This is a genomic window from Halomonas sp. MCCC 1A13316, assembly GCF_014931605.1.
Classification (GTDB): domain Bacteria; phylum Pseudomonadota; class Gammaproteobacteria; order Pseudomonadales; family Halomonadaceae; genus Halomonas.
The window spans coordinates 658,467-675,587 of sequence record NZ_CP053382.1 but is presented as its reverse complement, the minus strand read 5'-3'; the positions used below and the strand labels follow the sequence as shown (position 1 = coordinate 675,587).

Below are 17,121 nucleotides of genomic sequence, written 5' to 3'. Positions count from 1 at the left end.
CCTCATGTTCGATTTCCTGATCCAGGGCTTCGGCGTTGCGCTGAGCCCGCTGAATCTTGGGCTGGCCTTCCTCGGCGCCCTGCTCGGCACGCTGTTCGGCGCCCTGCCCGGCATCGGCCCGATCAACGGCATCGCCATCCTGATGCCGCTGGCCTACACCCTGGGCCTGCCGGCCGAGTCGGCGTTGATCCTGCTCGCCGGCATCTATACCGGGGCCGAATACGGCGGTCGCATGTCGAGCATCCTGCTCAACGTGCCCGGCGACGCCGGTGCGGTGATGACCACTCTCGACGGCCACCCGCTGGCCAAGCAGGGGCTCGCCGGCCCGGCGCTGGGTCTGTCGGCGGTCAGCTCCTTCGTCGGTGCGACCATCGCCATTCTCGGCCTGACGCTGTTCGCCCCGCTGCTGGCGGAAGTCGCGGTGATGTTCGGCCCCGCCGAGTTCTTCGCCTTGATGGTGTTCGCCTTTGCCTCGATGTCGGTGATGATGGGTAAGGACCCGACCAAGACCGCCATCGGCGCGGTGCTGGGCGTGCTGATCGGCACCGTCGGCGTCGATTCGGGTACCGGGGTGCTGCGCTACACCTTCGGCATGCCCGAACTCTACGACGGCATCGACTTCGTGGTGATGATCATCGGCCTGTTCGCCATCAGCGAGATCCTGCTGATGCTCGAGCATGCCAACCGCAAGGATTCCGACGGTGACATTCCCCCGCTGGGGCGGGTCTTCGTCACGCTCAAGGAAGTGCTCTTCTGCAAGGGCGCCATGCTGCGTTCGGGGCTGATCGGCTTCATCATCGGCGTGCTGCCCGGTACCGGGGCCTCGGTGGCCGGCGCGGTCTCCTACACCACCGAGAAGCGCCTCTCCGACAAGGAGGGCACCTTCGGCAACGGCGACATGCGCGGCCTGGCGGCCCCGGAGTCGGCCAACAATGCCGCGGCGGCGGGCTCGTTCGTGCCGATGCTGACCCTTGGCATTCCCGGTTCCGGCACCACCGCCGTGCTGCTCGGCGCGCTGATGCTCTACAACATCACTCCCGGTCCGATGATGTTCAGCGAACGCCCGGAGGTCGCCGGCGGCCTGATCGCTTCGTTGTATATCGGCAACCTGGTGCTGCTGGCGCTCAACCTGCCGCTCGCCGGGGTGTTCGCCCGGGTGTTGACCATCCCGCGCTGGGTGCTGGTGCCGGGCATCGCCATCCTGGCCTTCGTCGGCGTCTACCAGCTCCATTCCGACCTCACCGCGATCTACCTGATGCTGATCATCGGCGTGTTCGGCTACCTGCTGCGAAAGCTGGGTTTCTCGCTGGCCCCGGTGATTCTCGGCTACGTGCTGGGCGGGCTGATGGAGCAGAACCTGCGCCGCGCCCTGTCGATCAGCGGTGGCGACCTGGAGATCCTGTGGCGCTCCGGCATCTCGCTCGGCTTGTGGATTTCCGCCGCGGCACTGCTGATACTGCCCTGGCTGCTGCCCAAGCTGTTGAAAGCGCGCCTGGGGCGCGCCTGAACCCGGCCGGGGCCCAGCCCCGGCAATACTCCTTTTCTGATTGACTGATGGCCTGATGCGGATACCGCCCTTGCTCCTCTCGAAGCGAACCCGGTTCGACGCCCTGCGCGCTTTTCTCCCCACCCTGCTGCTGGGCCTGCTCGGCGGCAGCCTCGCTTATTGGGCTGGCCTGCCGCTGCCTTGGCTGCTGGGCGCCATGCTGGCGACGACCCTGCCCAGCCTGGCCGGAGTGCAGCTGCGCAGCCCGGGCTCGGCACGCAAGGCCGTGCTGGCGGTGATCGGCGTCATGTTGGGTTCGGCCTTCTCTCCCGATATGGCCGGCGACGTCATGCCATGGACGATCAGCCTCGCCATGATGCTGCTCGCCACTTCCGTGATGTGGGCCTTTTCGTTCTGGTTCGCGCATCGAGTGGCCGGGTACTCCGTCGAGACCGCCCTGTACGCCGGCATTCCCGGCGGCGTTTCGGCGGTCACCGCCATGGCCATGGAGTCGGGGGCGGATCTGCGTATCGTCGGCCTGACCCACGCCACCCGCATTTTGATCCTGCTGTTATCGATACCCCCGCTGCTGGATGTGCTGGGGCATGTCGAACTCGGCTTGCGCCCCGCAGGCTCCGCCTCCTGGCTGTGGCTTCCCTCCCTCTTCGATATCGCCTGGCTGCTGGGCTCCGGCGTGGTCGGCATCGGCCTGGGCCGCCTGCTGCGTTTGCCCAACGCCTTCCTGTTCGGTCCCGCGCTGGTGTCGGCGGCGCTTCATCTCACCGGCCTGACTCACGCGGTGGTTCCCCCTTCGGTATTGGCCATCGCCCAGGTCATCATCGGGGTATCGGTAGGCATCCGCTTCGGCGGAACGCCGCTTGCCGCAGTGGCCTTCAACCTGTGGATGGCGACGCTGCAAGCCGCGGTGCTGATGCTGATTGCCATCGCGGCGGCCTGGAGCATTCATGCGGTGACCGGGTACTCCATGGCGGCGGCGCTTTTGGCCAATATGCCCGGCGGTGCCCCGGAGCTGAGCCTGGTTGCCCTTTCGCTCGGCATCGACCCTGCCTTCGTGACGTCTCACCATCTGCTGCGTATCACGGCCTTGATGCTCCTGATGCCGCTCATGCTGCGTGCCTTCCGCCGCCTGCTGGCCTAATTACTCTTCGAAACAGTCCGAAACCGACTTTGACTTACAGCAGCAGTTCCGTGATCTAGCTTGTGAAGTACAAAACGGGTCCAACGACGGAAACGGTCGACTCACGGAAGGAGTGACGAGATGAACTGGGACCAGATCGAAGGTAAATGGAAGGAGTACATGGGCAAGGCCCGTGCCAGTTGGGGCGAGTTCAGCGATGAAGAACTCGATCAGATTGCCGGCAAGCGTGAGCAGCTGATCGGCAAGCTCCAGCAGCGTTATGGCCTGGAGCGTGAAGAAGCCGAACGCCAGGCCGATGAATGGGCGCGCAGCCTTTGAAGCCATTGATGAGCGCCCGTCTCAAAGCAAGATCCGAAACCAAGGAAAGGAGAACGATCATGCAAAAGCGCCTATTGACCATCGCAGTCGCCGCTGTCAGCGGTAGTTTGGCCTTCGGTAGCCAGGCGATCGCAGATCAGCATGAGAACGAGAACGGTCAGGACAACGGCCAGCAGCAGAACCAGCAGGAGTCGGTCCAAGCGCAGGGGCTCTACTCTGCTGAGGATCTGATGGATGCGGATGTCTATCTGAGAGACGACCCCGACGAGGATGTCGGCGAAGTCGAAGACATCCTGCTCGACGACGAACAGAAGGTCAGCGCCCTAGTGATCGAAACCGGTGAGATTCTGGGCATGGGCGGCCGTGAGATCGTGGCCGACATCAAGGATGTCCGCGTCGAGACCGACCGCGACGAGAACCGGGCATTCGGTGAAGGCTACGTGAGCCACCGCGTTCTGATCGATGCCAACTCCGAGGATCTAGAAAGTTTTCCGGAGTATGAGCAGAACTGGTTCGACGAGCAGAGCGAGGAGCTGCGCACCAACTTCACCGGGCGTAGCGCCTGGCAAGGTGAAGGTGTCGCTGGCGGCACCTGGGGCAAGGAAGGTGCCGCCGAGGATGATTCGTAGTTAGCTTTACCCCTCCCCATGATGTTTCTTGCGTCGGTTCCTGCCGGCGCTTTTTTTGTTAGAAGACTGCCCGCCTCTCCCACCGTCGCCATGCCGGCACGCTGCGGGCCATGCTAAAGTGCCGGCTTCGTCCGAAAACTGCGAGACCCTGCATGCCCCCACCCGACGCCACTGCCCTCTCCGTCAGTGAAGTGAACCGCCGCGCTCGTCAGCTGCTTGAGTCGGGCATCGGCGAGGTGTGGGTCGAGGGTGAGCTCTCCGGCGTATCGCGGCCAGCGTCGGGGCATGTCTATTTCACGTTGAAAGACGCTTCGGCGCAGCTGCGCGGCGCACTGTTTCGCAATCGCGCCCGCTTCGTCGCGGCGCCCATGCGCGACGGAGACCGGGTGCGGGTTCGCGGGCGGGTGTCGCTGTTCGAGCCGCGCGGCGACTACCAGTTGATCGCCGAGGCGGTGCAGCCGGCCGGCGAAGGCGAGCTGCTGCTTGCGCTGGAACGGCTCAAGCAGCGGCTCACCGCCGAAGGCGTCTTCGCCAATGCGCGGCCCCTGCCCTGCCCGCCGCGCCATCTGTTGGTGCTGACTTCGCCGACCGGCGCGGCGATACGCGACGTGCTGGCGGTGCTCGCGTCGCGCTGGCCGCTGGCACGGGTCACGCTGATCGCCGTGCCGGTGCAGGGCCGCGAGGCCGCCCCAGCGCTGATCGCCGCGCTGGGGCTGCTCAACCGGCAGCAGGCGCTCGATCCCGCGCAGGACGTGATCCTCATCACCCGCGGCGGTGGCAGCCTGGAGGACCTGTGGGCGTTCAACGACGAGCACCTGGCGCGGGCGATCTTTCATTCACGCCTACCGGTGATGTCGGCGGTGGGCCATGAGGTCGATACCACCCTGTCGGATCTGGCTGCCGACCGGCGTGCGCCTACCCCTTCCGCCGCGGCCGAGATACTGGTACCGGATGGCCGCGACCTGCAGCGCCGCCTGGTCGGTCTGGAGCGCCAGCTCGCACGCTGTACCCAGGCGCGACTGGAGCGCGACGCCCAGCGGCTCGATCACCTGCGCGCCCGGTTGCGTCACCCCGGGGAGGTGCTGGCCCAGGAGCGCCGGATCTTCGGTGAACTGGAAGCCCGACTACAGCGCGCCGTGCATGCACGGCTCGCCACCGAGCGCCAGCAGCTGGGCTACCTGCAGCGACGCATGAGCGCCTGCCATCCCCGGCGCGGGGTCGGGCAGGCCGGGGAACGCCTGGCGCTCGCCCGGGCCAGGCTCGAGCAGACCATGCAGCGCGACATGTCGCGCCGCCGCGAAGGCCTGGCCGGCCTGGCACGCCAGCTTCAGGCGGTGAGCCCGCTGGCGGTGCTGGGGCGGGGCTATGCCATCCTTCAGGACGACGAGGGCAAGGTGATACGACGCGCCGCCGATACCCAGCCGGGCCAGGCGCTGACCGCCCGCCTGGGCGAGGGTAGATTGAGCGTCGAGGTGAAGCGCCGCCTCAAGTAGGCGAAGGTATCAAACGCAGAAGAGCCCCGTTTTCGGCTCTCTGTAGTCAGGCCGAAAACGGGGCGCTTCTCGCATGCTGGCCGTGGGCCCGGCCCGCATCACTCGGGCTTGAAGGTGCTCGGCTCCAGCTCGTGACGGCTGAGCAGCTTGTAGAAGTCGGTGCGGTTGCGCCCGGCGATACGCGCCGCCTGGGTCACGTTGCCCTCGGTGATCTTGAGTACCTTGACCAGGTAGCTGCGTTCGAAGCCGGCGCGGGCGTCGTTGAAGGTCGGCAACGCACAGTCCTCCGCCGCCAGGGCCTGGGCCACCAGCGCTTCGGGAATCATCGGCGAGCGGGTCAGCGCCACGCACTGCTCCACCACGTTGACCAGTTGGCGCACGTTGCCGGGCCAGGCACTGGTGGCCAGCAGGTTGAGCGCTTCCGGCGAGAACCCCTTGACGAACGGCTTGTGGCGCTCTGCCGCCTGGGCCACCAGATGGCGCGCCAGCAGCGGCACGTCCTCGGCGCGGTCCTTCAGCGCCGGCAGCTTGAGGTTGACCACGTTGAGGCGATAGAAGAAGTCCTCGCGGAACTCGCCCTGATGCATCGCCTGGCTGAGGTCGCGATGGGTGGCGGAGAGAATGCGCACGTCGACCGGTATCGACTGGGTCGAACCCAGCGGGCGAATCTGGCGCTCCTGAAGCGCGCGCAGCAGCTTGACCTGCAGCGGCAGCGGCATGTCGCCGATCTCATCGAGGAACAGGGTACCGCCTTCGGCGGCCTGGAACAGGCCCTTATGGTCGCTGACGGCGCCGGTGAAGGCGCCCTTGGCGTGGCCGAAAAGCTCGCTTTCCAGCAGTTGCTCGGGCAGCGCACCACAGTTGATCGCCACGAATGGGTGGTTGGCGCGCGGGCTGGCATCGTGAATGGCTCGCGCCAGTAGCTCCTTGCCCGAACCGGAGGGGCCGGTGATCAGCACGCTGACGTCCGAGGAGGCCACCATGCGCGCCTGCTCCAGCACCCGCTCCAACTCGGGGCTACGGGTGATGATGCTGGCCCGCCAGGCCTCGCTGTCTTCGCCGCCACTGGTAGGCATGTGGGCCAGCGCCTCGTCGATGGCTTTGAACAGCTCATCGCGGTCCACCGGCTTGGTGAGGAAGCTGAACACCCCCTGCTGGGTGGCGTTCACGGCGTCGGGAATGGAACCGTGGGCGGTCAGGATGATGACCGGCAGCCCCGGCACCTCGCGCTGGATCGCCTGGAACAGGGCCATGCCATCCATTTCGTCCATGCGCAGGTCGGAGAGCACGATATCGGGACGTTCGGCCTCGAGCCTGCGCAGCGCCTCGGGGCCGCTCTCGGCGGTCGTCACCCGGTAACCGCGGCTTTCCAGACGCATACCGAGCAGACGCAACAGGCTGGCGTCGTCGTCGACCAGCAGAACGTGGGCGCTGCCTGACTTCGCACCCGACGTGCGTGCCGCCGCCGGCCTGCGAGCCTCATTCTTGCGCGTGTCGGTCACTCGAGCCGCTTCCATGACGTCATCTCCCGTGTTTCTCGTTCGCCCCTCAGGGCGATTGTTGTCGCAGGTTCATGTTCTGCTCGATGGCGGTGAGTGCTTCGAGCTTTTCGGAGAGTTCGGCGTTCTGCCGCTGCAGGGTGGCCACCTGGAAACGTGCATCCGCGCTCTGGTGGGCCAGGGCGCGCCGCCCTTCCAGTTCATTGCGCCAGTAAAGCAACAGTGGCTGCAGGTCGGCCGGGGCGGCATGCGTATGCTCCTCGTAGAGCTGCGCTGCCTGCCGCCATTCCCGTTCGCTACCCCAGGACAGTGCCACGGCACGTGCCAGCTCCCGTTCGGCTTCGCTCAATTCATAATCTGCGTCCAGCTCATTCTGCTTCTGCCGGCGCCACTCGGCATCACCGCGCTGCGAAGCCAGGCCGTAATTCACCCAACTGGGCAACAGGCAGGCCTCGTTCTCGAACGTCGGCTTCACCGCACGGCAAGCCGCCGCGCTGGGTGGCGCTTCCGGTGCCGAGCCGAGCATGCCTTGCTCGGGCAGGTACTGGCAGCCGCCCAGCAACAGGACAAGCCCGCCGGCAATGAAAGACGTTCTTGCATCTCGGATTCTTCTTACCCTCATCGTTCCTCGCTCCTTGCGCTGATGCCCACTTGGTAGGGCTCCATATTATTATTTTCTCGGGTGAGTGGCAGCGCCTGGCGCGGCAGCGTCAGGCGGAAACACACTTCGTATTCTCTATCTTCGACCAGCGCCAGCCCTCCGTTCTGGATGCGAGCGCAGTCAGCCGCTACCGAAAGTCCGATACCAGACCCCTTGAGCGGCCCCTTGCGCCTCGAGCGGCCCTGATAGAACGGTTCGAACAGGCGTGCGCGGTCGTGATCGTCGATGGGTTCACCGCTGTTTGCGACATCAAGTATCAGGTGCTCTCGCCCGGCATGCGCGCGAATCATCAGCTCGCCGCCGTCTTCGCCATAGGCAATGGCGTTCGACACCAGATTGTCGAGGATGCGCCCCACCGCGGTACGGTCGACCACCCACTCCAGCGGGCCATCGAAGGCGGTGACCTGCATGCCCTTGTTCTCCAGCGCCAGTCGGTGCTTGGCCAGCGTGGCCTTGACCAGCGTGGCCAGGTCCACCTGTTCGAGTGTGATGCGCTGGTTGTGCTGCAGCAAGTTGTAGTCGAGCAGTTGCTCGATCAGCCGTTGCAGCTCTCGGCCGCTGGCATCGATCAATGTCAAAATTTCGCGCTGGTGGGGGGTAAGCTCCCCGGCGACTTCGTCGGCCAGCAGTGCCGATCCCTCGCGCACGCTGGCCAGCGGGGTCTTGAGTTCGTGCGACATATGGCGCAGGAATTGCTGCTTCTGCGCTTCCAGATCGCTGAGCCGGGTCGACAGCCAGTCGAGCCGATCACCGAGCTGCACCAGTTCGGCGGGGCCCTGAATGGTGTCGCGATCGTTGGTCTCGATGCCACTGCCGATGCTGAGAATTCGGCGCTCGAGTTGGCGCACCGGGCGAATGATCAGCCAACTGAACAACAGCATGAGCAGCAAGCTGGCGGAGACCAGCGCCGTGGTCTGTAGCCACAGCCGCGACTGCACGGCTTCCGCCCGCGCACTGATCATTTCGATGCTGGCATCGATCTCGCGATTGGTGGCCCGGCGCATCGCCTCGGTATGCTCGGCGAACGGCACGAACAGCGACAGCCAGACATTCAGCGACTCGTCATTCGGCTCCGGCAATTGCGAGAGCAGCTCCAGTTGCTCCTCCAGCGCTTGCACATTGGGGTCGCCGGGCAGGAAGCGGCTCTGCCGGGCCAGCAGGTCCTTGAATTCCCTATGGCGCTCGGCATAGAGGTCGAGCAGGCTCTCCTGCTCCAGCACCGCATACTGACGCGCGCTACGCTCCATATCGACGGCCAGGTTGCTCAGCACCCTGGCTCGACGGCTCTCTTCTACCGCCTGGCGGGCACTGACATCCGCCAGATGAGACAATTCGGACAAGGCCTGGCCGGCCTGGTACATCAAGATTCCCAACGGCAGCATAACTACCAGGAATGCCAGCAGCACGAGCTGCAGCAATGAGCGCGGGCGCCAACGGCGCGAGACCCGTTTGGTCATGACCAATGTTCTATTCAGGAGAGGATAAGGAACCGCCATGGTACATTCCTGAAGGATAACAGAGTTCCACGCTCGACTACTGCTCGTCACCAACCCTGTTGAAAAAAAAGAGGCCGGCAGGTGCCGGCCCAATACGCAGGGAACTGAAGGGGTGAAAATATGGGCATCGTTCGCCTGGTCGAGCCATGTCCCATACTTTCAGCGGACCCGAGGGTCCCGAAGCCCCGTTGCCGACCCTTCTGCCACCAGGTGCGGTCGGTACGGGCAGGCGGCGAACCGCCCTGCTTCGTCCTTTGGTGCCAGTGCTAGGTGAGTCTCACCTAGCACTGGCCCGTAATTCGATCCCCCGAGGGGGATGAGGCATCCATGCCGGGGCATCCTTGCCCTTCTGGTACCGTTCCTTGCCTGTCGGCGGCACCCGTCTCATCGCAACCTAAGTTACACATCGCGGAGCGAACGCCGATCGTCGTGGTGCCCGGGGCGCACAGGGCATGGGGGGGTGGTGTTCCCCGAGCCTCTCGACGATCCGAAGTGATTCGAGCCGTTTGAATCACTTCTTCGTTGCTCGACTTGTATAGTGCGAGCTGCGTGCCAAAAAACCTATCAACCAATAAAAAACAATAACTTAAATACAATCAAAGCTTGGCATGCCGCCACCGTGCGGATAAACCGGGATAAAAACCGAGAGCCTGGGTCTTTTTTCGTCATCGTTCGGAGACACCGTTTTGATCTTCTTTTGTAATGCATTTAAAAACAATAATCTACGATGTCACTTTTTAGAGACAAGGTGATAGGCGGCGTTGCCCCAAAGCGACAGCCGCCACCTAGATGGATTCAGGGCAGCGGCTGACCGGGGGGTTGCGTAGGGCTTAGGACCAGGCTCTCACGAGAGGGACTTGACGAGAATCTTCGACTTGCGTGCGTGGTTATAGGTATCGCGCTTGAGCGGCGGCAAGGAGTCGATGTCGGATGCGCGAAAGCCGTGCTCGACGAACCAGTGCGCGGTGTGGGTCGTCAGCACGAACAGTGCACTGAGCCCAAGCCGCTTTGCACGACGCTCGACTCCCGAAAGCAGCAGCGTGCCGCGCGCCCCGCCGCGGTAGTCGACGTGAATTGCCAGGCAAGCCAGCTCGCCCATTTCTGCTTCGCCGAAGCGGTGCAGCGCCGCGCAGCCAATGATCATGCCGTCGCGTTCGATCACCAGGTAGTCGTCGATCTCGTGCTCCAGGCGTTCGCGCGAGCGAGGCACCAGCATGCCGCGCCGCTCCAGCGGCTCGAGCAGCTCCAGCAGACCGGCAATATCGCCGAGTTCGGCCGGTCGCAGCTGTTCGTAGCGATGCCGGGTGATCATGGTGCCCACCCCGTCGCGGGTGAACAGTTCGCCCAGCAGGGCGTCATGGTCTTGCCACGAAAGCAGGTGCGTGCGGGCCACGCCGTGGCGCGCGGCGGCGCAAGCAGCGGCGATATGGCGCGCCTGCTCGCAGCCCGGTTCGATCTGGCTCAGCAGCGGTTCGGCCTCGGCGGGGGTGAGCTGGCGCTGCATGGCGCCGTACTCGTCGTAGAGCCCTGCGGCCTCGCCCAGCAGGATCAGCTTGTCGGCGGCCAGCGCCATGGCCGCATGCTGAGCTACTTCGGCAGCGTCCAGGTCGAACACCTCGCCGGTACTGGTAAAGCCCAGCGGCGGCAGCAAGACCAGCGAACCCCGGTCGAGCAGCCCTTGCACGGCCGAAACCCGCACCCGGCGCACTTCGCCGCTGTGGTCGTAGTCGACCCCATCACGCACGCCCAGCGGCTTGGCCATGACCAGGTTGCCGGACACCACGGTCAGCTCGACCCCATGCAGCGGCGTGTTGGGCAGGCCCAGTGACAGCCGCGCCTCGAGCCACAGGCGTTGCTCGGCGGCCACCCGCTCGACACAGGCCATGATCGCCTCGTCGGCGACCCAGCGCCCTTCATGCCGCTGCGGCACGATGCCGGCTTCGCTCAACGCCTGATCCACCTGGGGGCGGATGCCGAACACCACCACCAGCCGCACGCCAAGGGTATGCAGCAGCGCCAGGTCCTGGATCAGCTGTTCGCCGCGCCCTCGCGCCATCGCCTCGCCCTCGATCAAGATCACGAAGGTTCGGCCCCGATGCGCATTGATATAGGGGGAGGAATTGCGGAACCAGTCGACGAAGGGGAAACGAGTGTCCAAGGCCGCTCTCCGGCAGCAGGTGAGAGGAAGGTGTATCGAGTTCGACTATATCAGAGCGACGAAAACGGCGGCACCATCAAGGTGCCGCCGCGTGCGGTTATAACCCCAGCCAGATTTACGTCGTGGGTGACTTAACCGAAAATGCCCTTGAACATGAAGAAGAACAGTATCGCCAGACCCGCACCTGCCGGTAGCGTGATCAGCCAGGACATCGCGATGGTGCCGATCACGCGCAGGTTGAGCGCCGCCATGCCCCGGGCCAGGCCAACACCGAGAATTGCACCGACCAGCGTATGCGTCGTGGAGATCGGCAGGCCTGTGCCCGAAGCGAGCACGACGGTCAGCGCCGCCGCCAGGGTGGCGGCGAAGCCGCGACTCGGGGTCAGCTCGGTAATGCCGGTGCCTACCGTGGCGATGACCTTGTGACCGTAGGTGACCAGGCCCACCACGATGCCGCCGCCGCCCAGTACCAGCACCCACCAGGGCACCAGTGCCGAACCTCCGATGGCGCCGCCGTTCTGAACGACGCTGATGACCGCCGCCAGCGGCCCCACCGCGTTGGCCACGTCGTTGGAGCCGTGGGCAAAAGCCATGGCGCAGGCGGTGAAGATCATCAGCACGCCGAATACGCGCTCCACCCCGGTGAAACCGAAATGATCGCTCTGACGGCTGCCGGCCTGCACGCGCCGCTCCATCCAGCCACCCAGGGCCATCATGCCCAGGCCGAACAGCGCCGACAGCAGCAGGTTGGTGCCGAAGCCCATATCCAGGCCAATGTGCTTGAGCCCCTTGGTCAGGGTGACCATGCAGATGGCGAAACCGACCAGCAGGATATAGAAGGGCACGTAGCGTTTGGCTGCGACGAAGGGATCGTCGGCCTCGAATATTAGATGCTGCACCGACTTGAACAGCGTGAAGGCGATGGTGCCGGCCAATAGCGGCGAAACGACCCAGCTGGCGGCGATCTGGCCGACCTTGGGCCAGCCCACGGCATCGATCCCCAGGCCCGCCAGGGCGAAGCCGACGATGGCACCGACGATGGAGTGAGTGGTCGATACCGGCCAGCCCTTCAAGGAGGCGATCAACAGCCAGGTGCCGGCAGCCAGCAGCGAGGCCAGCATGCCGTAGATCAACAGTTGGGGGTCACTCTCCAATGCGGCTGGGTCGATGATGCCCTTGCGGATGGTCTCGGTGACTTCGCCGCCGGCGAGCCAGGCGCCAAGAAACTCGAACACCACGGCGATGATTATCGCCTGCTTGATGGTGATCGCCTTGGAGCCGACCGAGGTACCCATGGCGTTGGCGACATCGTTGGCCCCGACCCCCCAGGCCATGAAGAAACCGAAGAGGCAGGCCAGGATGATGAAGGTATACGCGTGCTCTGCAATGATCGACATAGGGGCTTGGATCCTATGTGGCTGTCAGGTTGAAAGAACATTCCCCGGCTATGCCGGAAGGCGATGTCCTACCGGGCAGTGAGAATCTGGAGACGGCTGCCGACGCGCTCGGCGCGATCGGAGAGTTCGCCGACCCAGTCGATGATCTTGTAGAGAAAGACCACGTCCACCGGCTTGAGCTGATCTTCCAGGTCGAACAGCCGGCGCCGAATGTCGATCTGCTGCTGGTCGGCCTTCTGTTCGAGGATGTGCAGCTCGCGTATCAGGTTCTGCATCACGTCCGAGACATGCCGTCCGAAGCCCGATTCGAGCAGATCCTGGAGTTCTTCCAGTGCCTGACGCGCCTGGGCGACGCAGGCCACGGCGGTCTGCATGTAGTCGCGCATGGGCTGGGCCAGTTCCGCGGGCACCTGCATGCGGCGGCCGAGCATGATGCCGGTGATGTCGCGTACCTTGTTGGCGATCTTGTCCTGCACGCTGATCAGGTCGAGCAGGTCGGTACGGGAAACGGGCAGGAACAGCGTATTGGGCAGGTTGAGGCGAAGCTCGGTCTTGAGGCTGTCGGCGTCGTGCTCGAGCTGGGTGACAGTCTCGCGGACCTTGGCGGCCTCGTCCCAGTCACCGACAAGCGTGGCCTCGAAGAAAGGCAACAGCTGGTCGGCACACTCGTTGGACTTGGCGATGTGTGCCAGCAGTGGCTGGAACGGCGAGCGGCCGAACATTGCCGAAAAGGGGTTTGATTTGACCATGGCGTAAGATGCGCTTGTGAAATGGCGGCGTCAGTATAGAGAATGACTCCCTGTCACGTCATTGAAATATTCGTTTCCCTTGAATATCCAGGCGCATGGCAACCATCCAGGCCAGGAGCACGACACACATGAGCTACGAGATAGAGATGAAACTGGCACTGGGCGAAACGGGGCCGGAACGCCTGCTGCAGCACCCCCTCCTACGAGGCGGGGTGGATGGCGCCCAGCGCTTGGCCAATACCTACTACGATACGCCCAGGGGTGAGCTCGAGGCCGCGCGCATGGCGCTGCGCCTGCGTCGCCGCGACGACAGCTGGGTACAGACCCTCAAGACCAGCGGCGAAGGCAGCGGCGGCTACAGCCGGCGCCGCGAATGGGAATGGCCGGTGGAGGGAGGCAGCCTCGACCGCGCCGGGCTTGCCGAGCTGCCCCCCATGGCCGCACTGGGCACGGAGGTACTGGCGCAGCTGGAACCGCGCTTCACCACCGACTTCGAGCGCCGGCTGTGGTGCCTGGAACTGGCCGAAGCCACCATCGAGGTGGCGCTGGACCAGGGCGAGATTCGTGCCGCCGGCCGGCGCGTGACGATCTGCGAACTGGAACTGGAGCTCAAGGACGGCGACCCGCAGGCGCTGTGGAGCCTGGCGCTAGCCTTCGCCGAGACGGTGCCCCTGCGCCCCGCCGATGCCAGCAAGGCCGCCCGCGGCAGCGCTCTGCTGGGCGACCTATGGAAACTGCCGGAAGGGTCCGGTGAAAGCGAGTGGCTGCACCGTGCCATCCTGGCCCTGGATGCGCTGGCCGATACCGGTGACGACGGCTGGAAGGCAGCCGCCAGGGAAGCTTTGCAGACGCTTGGCGAACACGGCCACGACGAGGGCGGCCGGCTAGCCGCCATGCTGGATCATGACGACTGGCTCGGCGTTGATTTCGGCCGCACGGCATTGAAGCTGGCACACCGCCTGTCGGCCTGAACCCAGGCCTCGCGAGCAAGACGAACAAAAATATGTGTAAAGCGCTACAGGGAGTATGGCGATGAGCGAACCGTTTCGGCCGGGTGGCGATGGAATACGAACCCGCCTGTTCCAGATCATCTTCGAATCCGACACGCCGCTTGCCAAGGGCTTCGATATCGCCCTGATCGTGATGATACTGACCAGCGTGCTGGTGGTGATGCTCGATACCGTCGATCACCTCAGCGCGGCGTATGGCGAATGGTTCTACTGGCTGGAGTGGGGGTTCACCATCGCTTTCACCATCGAGCTACTGGTGCGCCTTTACATACTCGACAAGCCGCTGCGCTACCTGCGAAGCTTCTACGGCGTGATCGATGTAGTGGCAATTCTTCCCACCTGGCTGATGCTGGTGATACCAGGCGCCCAGACGCTGGCGATCGTGCGCCTGCTGCGGGTGCTGCGCATCTTCCGCGTGCTGCGCCTGATGCAGTTCGTCGGCGAGGGTCGCCTGCTGGTGGAGGCCCTACAGCGCAGCCTGCGCCAGATCTTCCTGTTCCTGTTCACCGTTTTCCTGCTGGTGACTCTCTTCGCCAGCCTGGTATACGTGATCGAGCCGATCGAGGCCGGCTTCACCAGCATTCCCAAGGCGATCTACTGGGCCATCGTCACCCTGACCACGGTCGGCTACGGTGACATCGTCCCCGTCACGCCCGTCGGCCAGGCAATCTCGGTGATGGTCATGCTGATCGGCTACTCGATCATCGCCATACCCACCGGGGTCTTCTCGGCCGAGGTGATCCGCTCGATCCGCGCCGACCGCTACTCCGATCAGGCCTGCCCCGGCTGCGGCCACGACCGTCACGAGAAGCGTGCGCTTTACTGTCTCAAATGCGGCACCTGGCTCGACGAGGAAACGCCCGACCCGCACCTCGCCGAACACGCGAGCGGCAAGCCCAGCAAGTAATCGGCAGCGGGACGCTCACTCCCGGAAGGGGCTGAGGTCGCCGCGCCCTTCGCGGACGATGGTCGGCGGCAGTTCGCGCAGGTCGATCACGCTGGTGGGCTCCAGGTGACAGGCGCCACCGTCGATGATCAGGTCCAGGTGGGCGACGTAGCGGTCGCGGATCTCCTCCGGATCGGTCATCGGCAGCTCCTCACCCACCGGAATCAGCGTCACGCTCATCAGCGGTTCACCCAGGGCCTCAAGCAGGGCCAGGGTGATGCGGTGGTCGGGCACGCGCACCCCGATGGAGCGCCGCTTGGGGTGCAGCAGCAGGCGCGGCACTTCGGAGGTGGCGTTGAGGATGAAGGTGTAGGGGCCCGGCGTGTTGGCCTTGAGCAGGCGGAACACGCTGTTGTCGACCTTGGCGTAGGTACCGATGTCGGAGAGGTCGGAGCACACCAGGGTGAAGTTGTGCTTGTCGTCCAGCGAACGCAGCCACTTGATCTTCTCGATCGCCTTCTTGTCCCCCAGATGGCAGCCCAGGGCATAGCCGGAATCGGTGGGATAGGCGATCACGCCACCCTGGCGGACGATCTGCACCGCCTGGTCGATCAAGCGCTTCTGCGGGTTTTCCGGGTGGATCTGGAAGAACTGACTCATGGTGAGATTTCCTGACGTTTTCGTTTTTCGCTGCCCACTATAGCGCGTCGGAGGCGGCCGCGTCGCAGCCCGCCGCGACAAAGCCGGCCAATCGCGGGTGGGTCCATACCGGGGGCACGACGGTGCGTGGTGGCGGGCTCATGCTACCCGGGGCCAAGTGGCCGCCGGGAAAATGAAAGTCGCTGCCGAGCGAAGCATACAGCTCCCGCTCGGCGAGCTGGCGGGCCAGGTCGCGGGTGACGTGGGCATTCTGGAAGCCGCTGACCAGCTCGGCGGCCTGGCCACCGGCGGCGGCGAAGTCGTCCAGCAATTGCCCCCGCTTGCGCCGGGTCAGGCCGTAGCGCAGGGGATGCGCCAGCACCGACACGCCGCCCGCCTCGACCACCCAGCCCACCACTTCGGCCAGTTCGGGCCAATGCGCCTTGACGTCGCCCGCCTTGCCGCTGCCAAGGTGCTTGCGAAACGCCGTGCCCACATCGGGTACCAGCCCCGCCGCCACCAGGGCACGGGCGAAGTCGGGCCGTCCTAGCGGGCGATAGGGCCCGGCCTGCTCGCGAGCCTTGGCCAGGGCGTCGTCGAGCCCGATTTTCTCCATGCGCTTGGCGATCACTTCGGCGCGCGCATCGCGCGCCCGAGCCTGCGCCTCGAGGCCTTCGCCAAGCGCACCGCGAGCCCCTTGCGGCAACAGCCCGACCACATGGATGCCGATGCCATGCCAGCGGGTCGAGAGTTCCGCCGCCGGCAGCAGGCCCACGCCCAGGCGTCTCGCCGCCTCGCTGGCCTCGGCCACGCCGGCCACGGTGTCGTGATCGGTCAATGCCATCAGCGCAACGCCGCGTTCGGCACACAGGGCCACGACCTCGGCGGGCGCCAGGGCGCCGTCCGAAGCGGTGGAATGCATGTGCAAATCGACTCCCAGGGGGGCGGGGTCACCGACGAAACGCTCGGGCAGGCAGGGCTTTGGCATGACGCAGGCAGGCAACTTTGTCAAAATGATGGCCCAATGGTGCGCGCCCGACGACGGTCGGTCAACGCACCTTGAGTCCGCGGTACTACCGTGCTTGCTAGAGGAAACGTTGCGATGCTGTACGCCATCATCAGTGAAGACGTGAAGAACAGCCTGGAGCGCCGCCTGGCCGCCCGCCCCGACCACCTGGCCCGCCTGGAGAAGCTGCGCGACGAGGGCCGCCTGGTGCTGGCCGGCCCGCATCCCGCGGTGGATGCCGAGAACCCCGGCGATGCCGGCTTCAGCGGCAGCCTGGTGGTGGCCGAGTTCGACAGCCTCGAAACCGCCCAGGCCTGGGCCGACGCCGACCCTTACATGATCGCCGGCGTCTATGCCAAGGCGACCGTGAAGCCGTTCAAGAAAGTGCTGCCCTGACGCCTCCTCCCGCCGAGACCCGATTATCCACAGGAGAGTTGCTCACAGCTTCTGTGGATAACGCTGTTGAAACGCCGCGGATGGCTTGCTCGATGCGCCATTCCACGCCGCCGTAAGAACATCGATCAATATTTGAGCA

Annotated in this window: 16 protein-coding genes; 8 read left to right on the top strand and 8 right to left on the bottom strand. The window is 64.9% G+C overall.

What is annotated here, in order from left to right; translation table 11 throughout:
* Window positions 1–4: 4 nt before the first annotated feature.
* From HNO52_RS03120 to xseA, 5 genes are all read left to right on the top strand, one after another.
* Window positions 5–1,507, top strand: a complete 1,503-nt coding sequence (locus tag HNO52_RS03120; RefSeq protein WP_197567676.1) for a tripartite tricarboxylate transporter permease — start codon at window positions 5–7, stop codon at window positions 1,505–1,507.
* Between the two features lie 70 nt (window positions 1,508–1,577).
* Complete coding sequence (locus HNO52_RS03115) at window positions 1,578–2,645, top strand: AbrB family transcriptional regulator (RefSeq protein ID WP_232090498.1); 1,068 nt, start codon at window positions 1,578–1,580, stop codon at window positions 2,643–2,645.
* Window positions 2,646–2,765: 120 nt separating this feature from the next.
* Complete coding sequence (locus HNO52_RS03110; protein WP_197567666.1) at window positions 2,766–2,963, top strand: CsbD family protein; 198 nt, start codon at window positions 2,766–2,768, stop codon at window positions 2,961–2,963.
* A 59-nt stretch (window positions 2,964–3,022) separates the two neighbouring features.
* A complete protein-coding gene (locus tag HNO52_RS03105; RefSeq protein WP_197567664.1) occupies window positions 3,023–3,592 on the top strand; it encodes a PRC-barrel domain-containing protein in 570 nt (189 codons plus the stop codon).
* Window positions 3,593–3,744: 152 nt separating this feature from the next.
* Window positions 3,745–5,085: an exodeoxyribonuclease VII large subunit gene (gene xseA, locus HNO52_RS03100; RefSeq protein ID WP_197567662.1), complete on the top strand. Its 1,341-nt coding sequence runs from the start codon at window positions 3,745–3,747 to the stop codon at window positions 5,083–5,085.
* 98 nt (window positions 5,086–5,183) lie between these two features.
* Here the strand turns inward: xseA and glrR are convergent, their stop codons facing one another.
* From glrR to HNO52_RS03070, 6 genes are all read right to left on the bottom strand, one after another.
* Window positions 5,184–6,464 (bottom strand): two-component system response regulator GlrR, encoded by a 1,281-nt coding sequence (gene glrR, locus HNO52_RS03095; RefSeq protein WP_232090739.1) that lies wholly within the window; start codon window positions 6,462–6,464, stop codon window positions 5,184–5,186.
* A 169-nt stretch (window positions 6,465–6,633) separates the two neighbouring features.
* Complete coding sequence (locus tag HNO52_RS03090; RefSeq protein WP_197567660.1) at window positions 6,634–7,206, bottom strand: hypothetical protein; 573 nt, start codon at window positions 7,204–7,206, stop codon at window positions 6,634–6,636.
* A complete protein-coding gene (locus tag HNO52_RS03085) occupies window positions 7,203–8,702 on the bottom strand; it encodes a sensor histidine kinase (protein WP_197567658.1) in 1,500 nt (499 codons plus the stop codon). The genes HNO52_RS03090 and HNO52_RS03085 overlap by 4 nt, the downstream gene beginning before the upstream one ends.
* Window positions 8,703–9,585: 883 nt before the next feature.
* Window positions 9,586–10,899 (bottom strand): amino-acid N-acetyltransferase, encoded by a 1,314-nt coding sequence (argA, locus tag HNO52_RS03080; RefSeq protein WP_197567656.1) that lies wholly within the window; start codon window positions 10,897–10,899, stop codon window positions 9,586–9,588.
* Window positions 10,900–11,030: 131 nt separating this feature from the next.
* Entirely contained in the window at window positions 11,031–12,296 is a 1,266-nt protein-coding gene (locus HNO52_RS03075) for an inorganic phosphate transporter (RefSeq protein ID WP_197567654.1), read from the bottom strand.
* A 68-nt stretch (window positions 12,297–12,364) separates the two neighbouring features.
* Window positions 12,365–13,045, bottom strand: a complete 681-nt coding sequence (locus HNO52_RS03070; RefSeq protein WP_197567652.1) for a TIGR00153 family protein — start codon at window positions 13,043–13,045, stop codon at window positions 12,365–12,367.
* Between the two features lie 128 nt (window positions 13,046–13,173).
* On the opposite strand from HNO52_RS03070, the gene HNO52_RS03065 reads away from it, so the two are divergent.
* Together HNO52_RS03065 and HNO52_RS03060 are read left to right on the top strand one after the other, a co-directional pair.
* Complete coding sequence (locus tag HNO52_RS03065; protein ID WP_197567645.1) at window positions 13,174–14,016, top strand: CYTH domain-containing protein; 843 nt, start codon at window positions 13,174–13,176, stop codon at window positions 14,014–14,016.
* Between the two features lie 61 nt (window positions 14,017–14,077).
* The gene (locus HNO52_RS03060) at window positions 14,078–14,962 is read left to right on the top strand and encodes an ion transporter (RefSeq protein WP_197567643.1); all 885 of its coding nucleotides are present in this window, start codon (window positions 14,078–14,080) and stop codon (window positions 14,960–14,962) included.
* Window positions 14,963–14,977: 15 nt separating this feature from the next.
* Here the strand turns inward: HNO52_RS03060 and HNO52_RS03055 are convergent, their stop codons facing one another.
* Together HNO52_RS03055 and HNO52_RS03050 are read right to left on the bottom strand one after the other, a co-directional pair.
* Complete coding sequence (locus HNO52_RS03055) at window positions 14,978–15,601, bottom strand: L-threonylcarbamoyladenylate synthase (RefSeq protein WP_197567641.1); 624 nt, start codon at window positions 15,599–15,601, stop codon at window positions 14,978–14,980.
* A 37-nt stretch (window positions 15,602–15,638) separates the two neighbouring features.
* On the bottom strand, window positions 15,639–16,568 hold the full coding sequence (locus tag HNO52_RS03050) for a PHP domain-containing protein (protein WP_197567633.1): 930 nt from the start codon (window positions 16,566–16,568) through the stop codon (window positions 15,639–15,641).
* Window positions 16,569–16,682: 114 nt separating this feature from the next.
* Here HNO52_RS03050 and HNO52_RS03045 point away from each other — a divergent pair, with 114 nt between their 5' ends.
* Window positions 16,683–16,982: a YciI family protein gene (locus HNO52_RS03045; protein ID WP_111412979.1), complete on the top strand. Its 300-nt coding sequence runs from the start codon at window positions 16,683–16,685 to the stop codon at window positions 16,980–16,982.
* Window positions 16,983–17,121 lie beyond the last annotated feature (139 nt).

Coding starts and splice junctions, on each gene's coding strand:
- HNO52_RS03075 (WP_197567654.1), bottom strand. CDS start 12,296: ATGTCGATCATTGCAGAGCACGCGTATACCTTCATCATCCTGGCCTGC.
- HNO52_RS03050 (WP_197567633.1), bottom strand. CDS start 16,568: ATGCCAAAGCCCTGCCTGCCCGAGCGTTTCGTCGGTGACCCCGCCCCC.
- HNO52_RS03070 (WP_197567652.1), bottom strand. CDS start 13,045: ATGGTCAAATCAAACCCCTTTTCGGCAATGTTCGGCCGCTCGCCGTTC.
- HNO52_RS03045 (WP_111412979.1), top strand. CDS start 16,683: ATGCTGTACGCCATCATCAGTGAAGACGTGAAGAACAGCCTGGAGCGC.
- HNO52_RS03090 (WP_197567660.1), bottom strand. CDS start 7,206: ATGAGGGTAAGAAGAATCCGAGATGCAAGAACGTCTTTCATTGCCGGC.
- glrR (WP_232090739.1), bottom strand. CDS start 6,464: ATGCGTCTGGAAAGCCGCGGTTACCGGGTGACGACCGCCGAGAGCGGC.
- HNO52_RS03110 (WP_197567666.1), top strand. CDS start 2,766: ATGAACTGGGACCAGATCGAAGGTAAATGGAAGGAGTACATGGGCAAG.
- HNO52_RS03120 (WP_197567676.1), top strand. CDS start 5: ATGTTCGATTTCCTGATCCAGGGCTTCGGCGTTGCGCTGAGCCCGCTG.
- xseA (WP_197567662.1), top strand. CDS start 3,745: ATGCCCCCACCCGACGCCACTGCCCTCTCCGTCAGTGAAGTGAACCGC.
- HNO52_RS03055 (WP_197567641.1), bottom strand. CDS start 15,601: ATGAGTCAGTTCTTCCAGATCCACCCGGAAAACCCGCAGAAGCGCTTG.
- HNO52_RS03065 (WP_197567645.1), top strand. CDS start 13,174: ATGAGCTACGAGATAGAGATGAAACTGGCACTGGGCGAAACGGGGCCG.
- HNO52_RS03085 (WP_197567658.1), bottom strand. CDS start 8,702: ATGACCAAACGGGTCTCGCGCCGTTGGCGCCCGCGCTCATTGCTGCAG.
- HNO52_RS03105 (WP_197567664.1), top strand. CDS start 3,023: ATGCAAAAGCGCCTATTGACCATCGCAGTCGCCGCTGTCAGCGGTAGT.
- HNO52_RS03060 (WP_197567643.1), top strand. CDS start 14,078: ATGAGCGAACCGTTTCGGCCGGGTGGCGATGGAATACGAACCCGCCTG.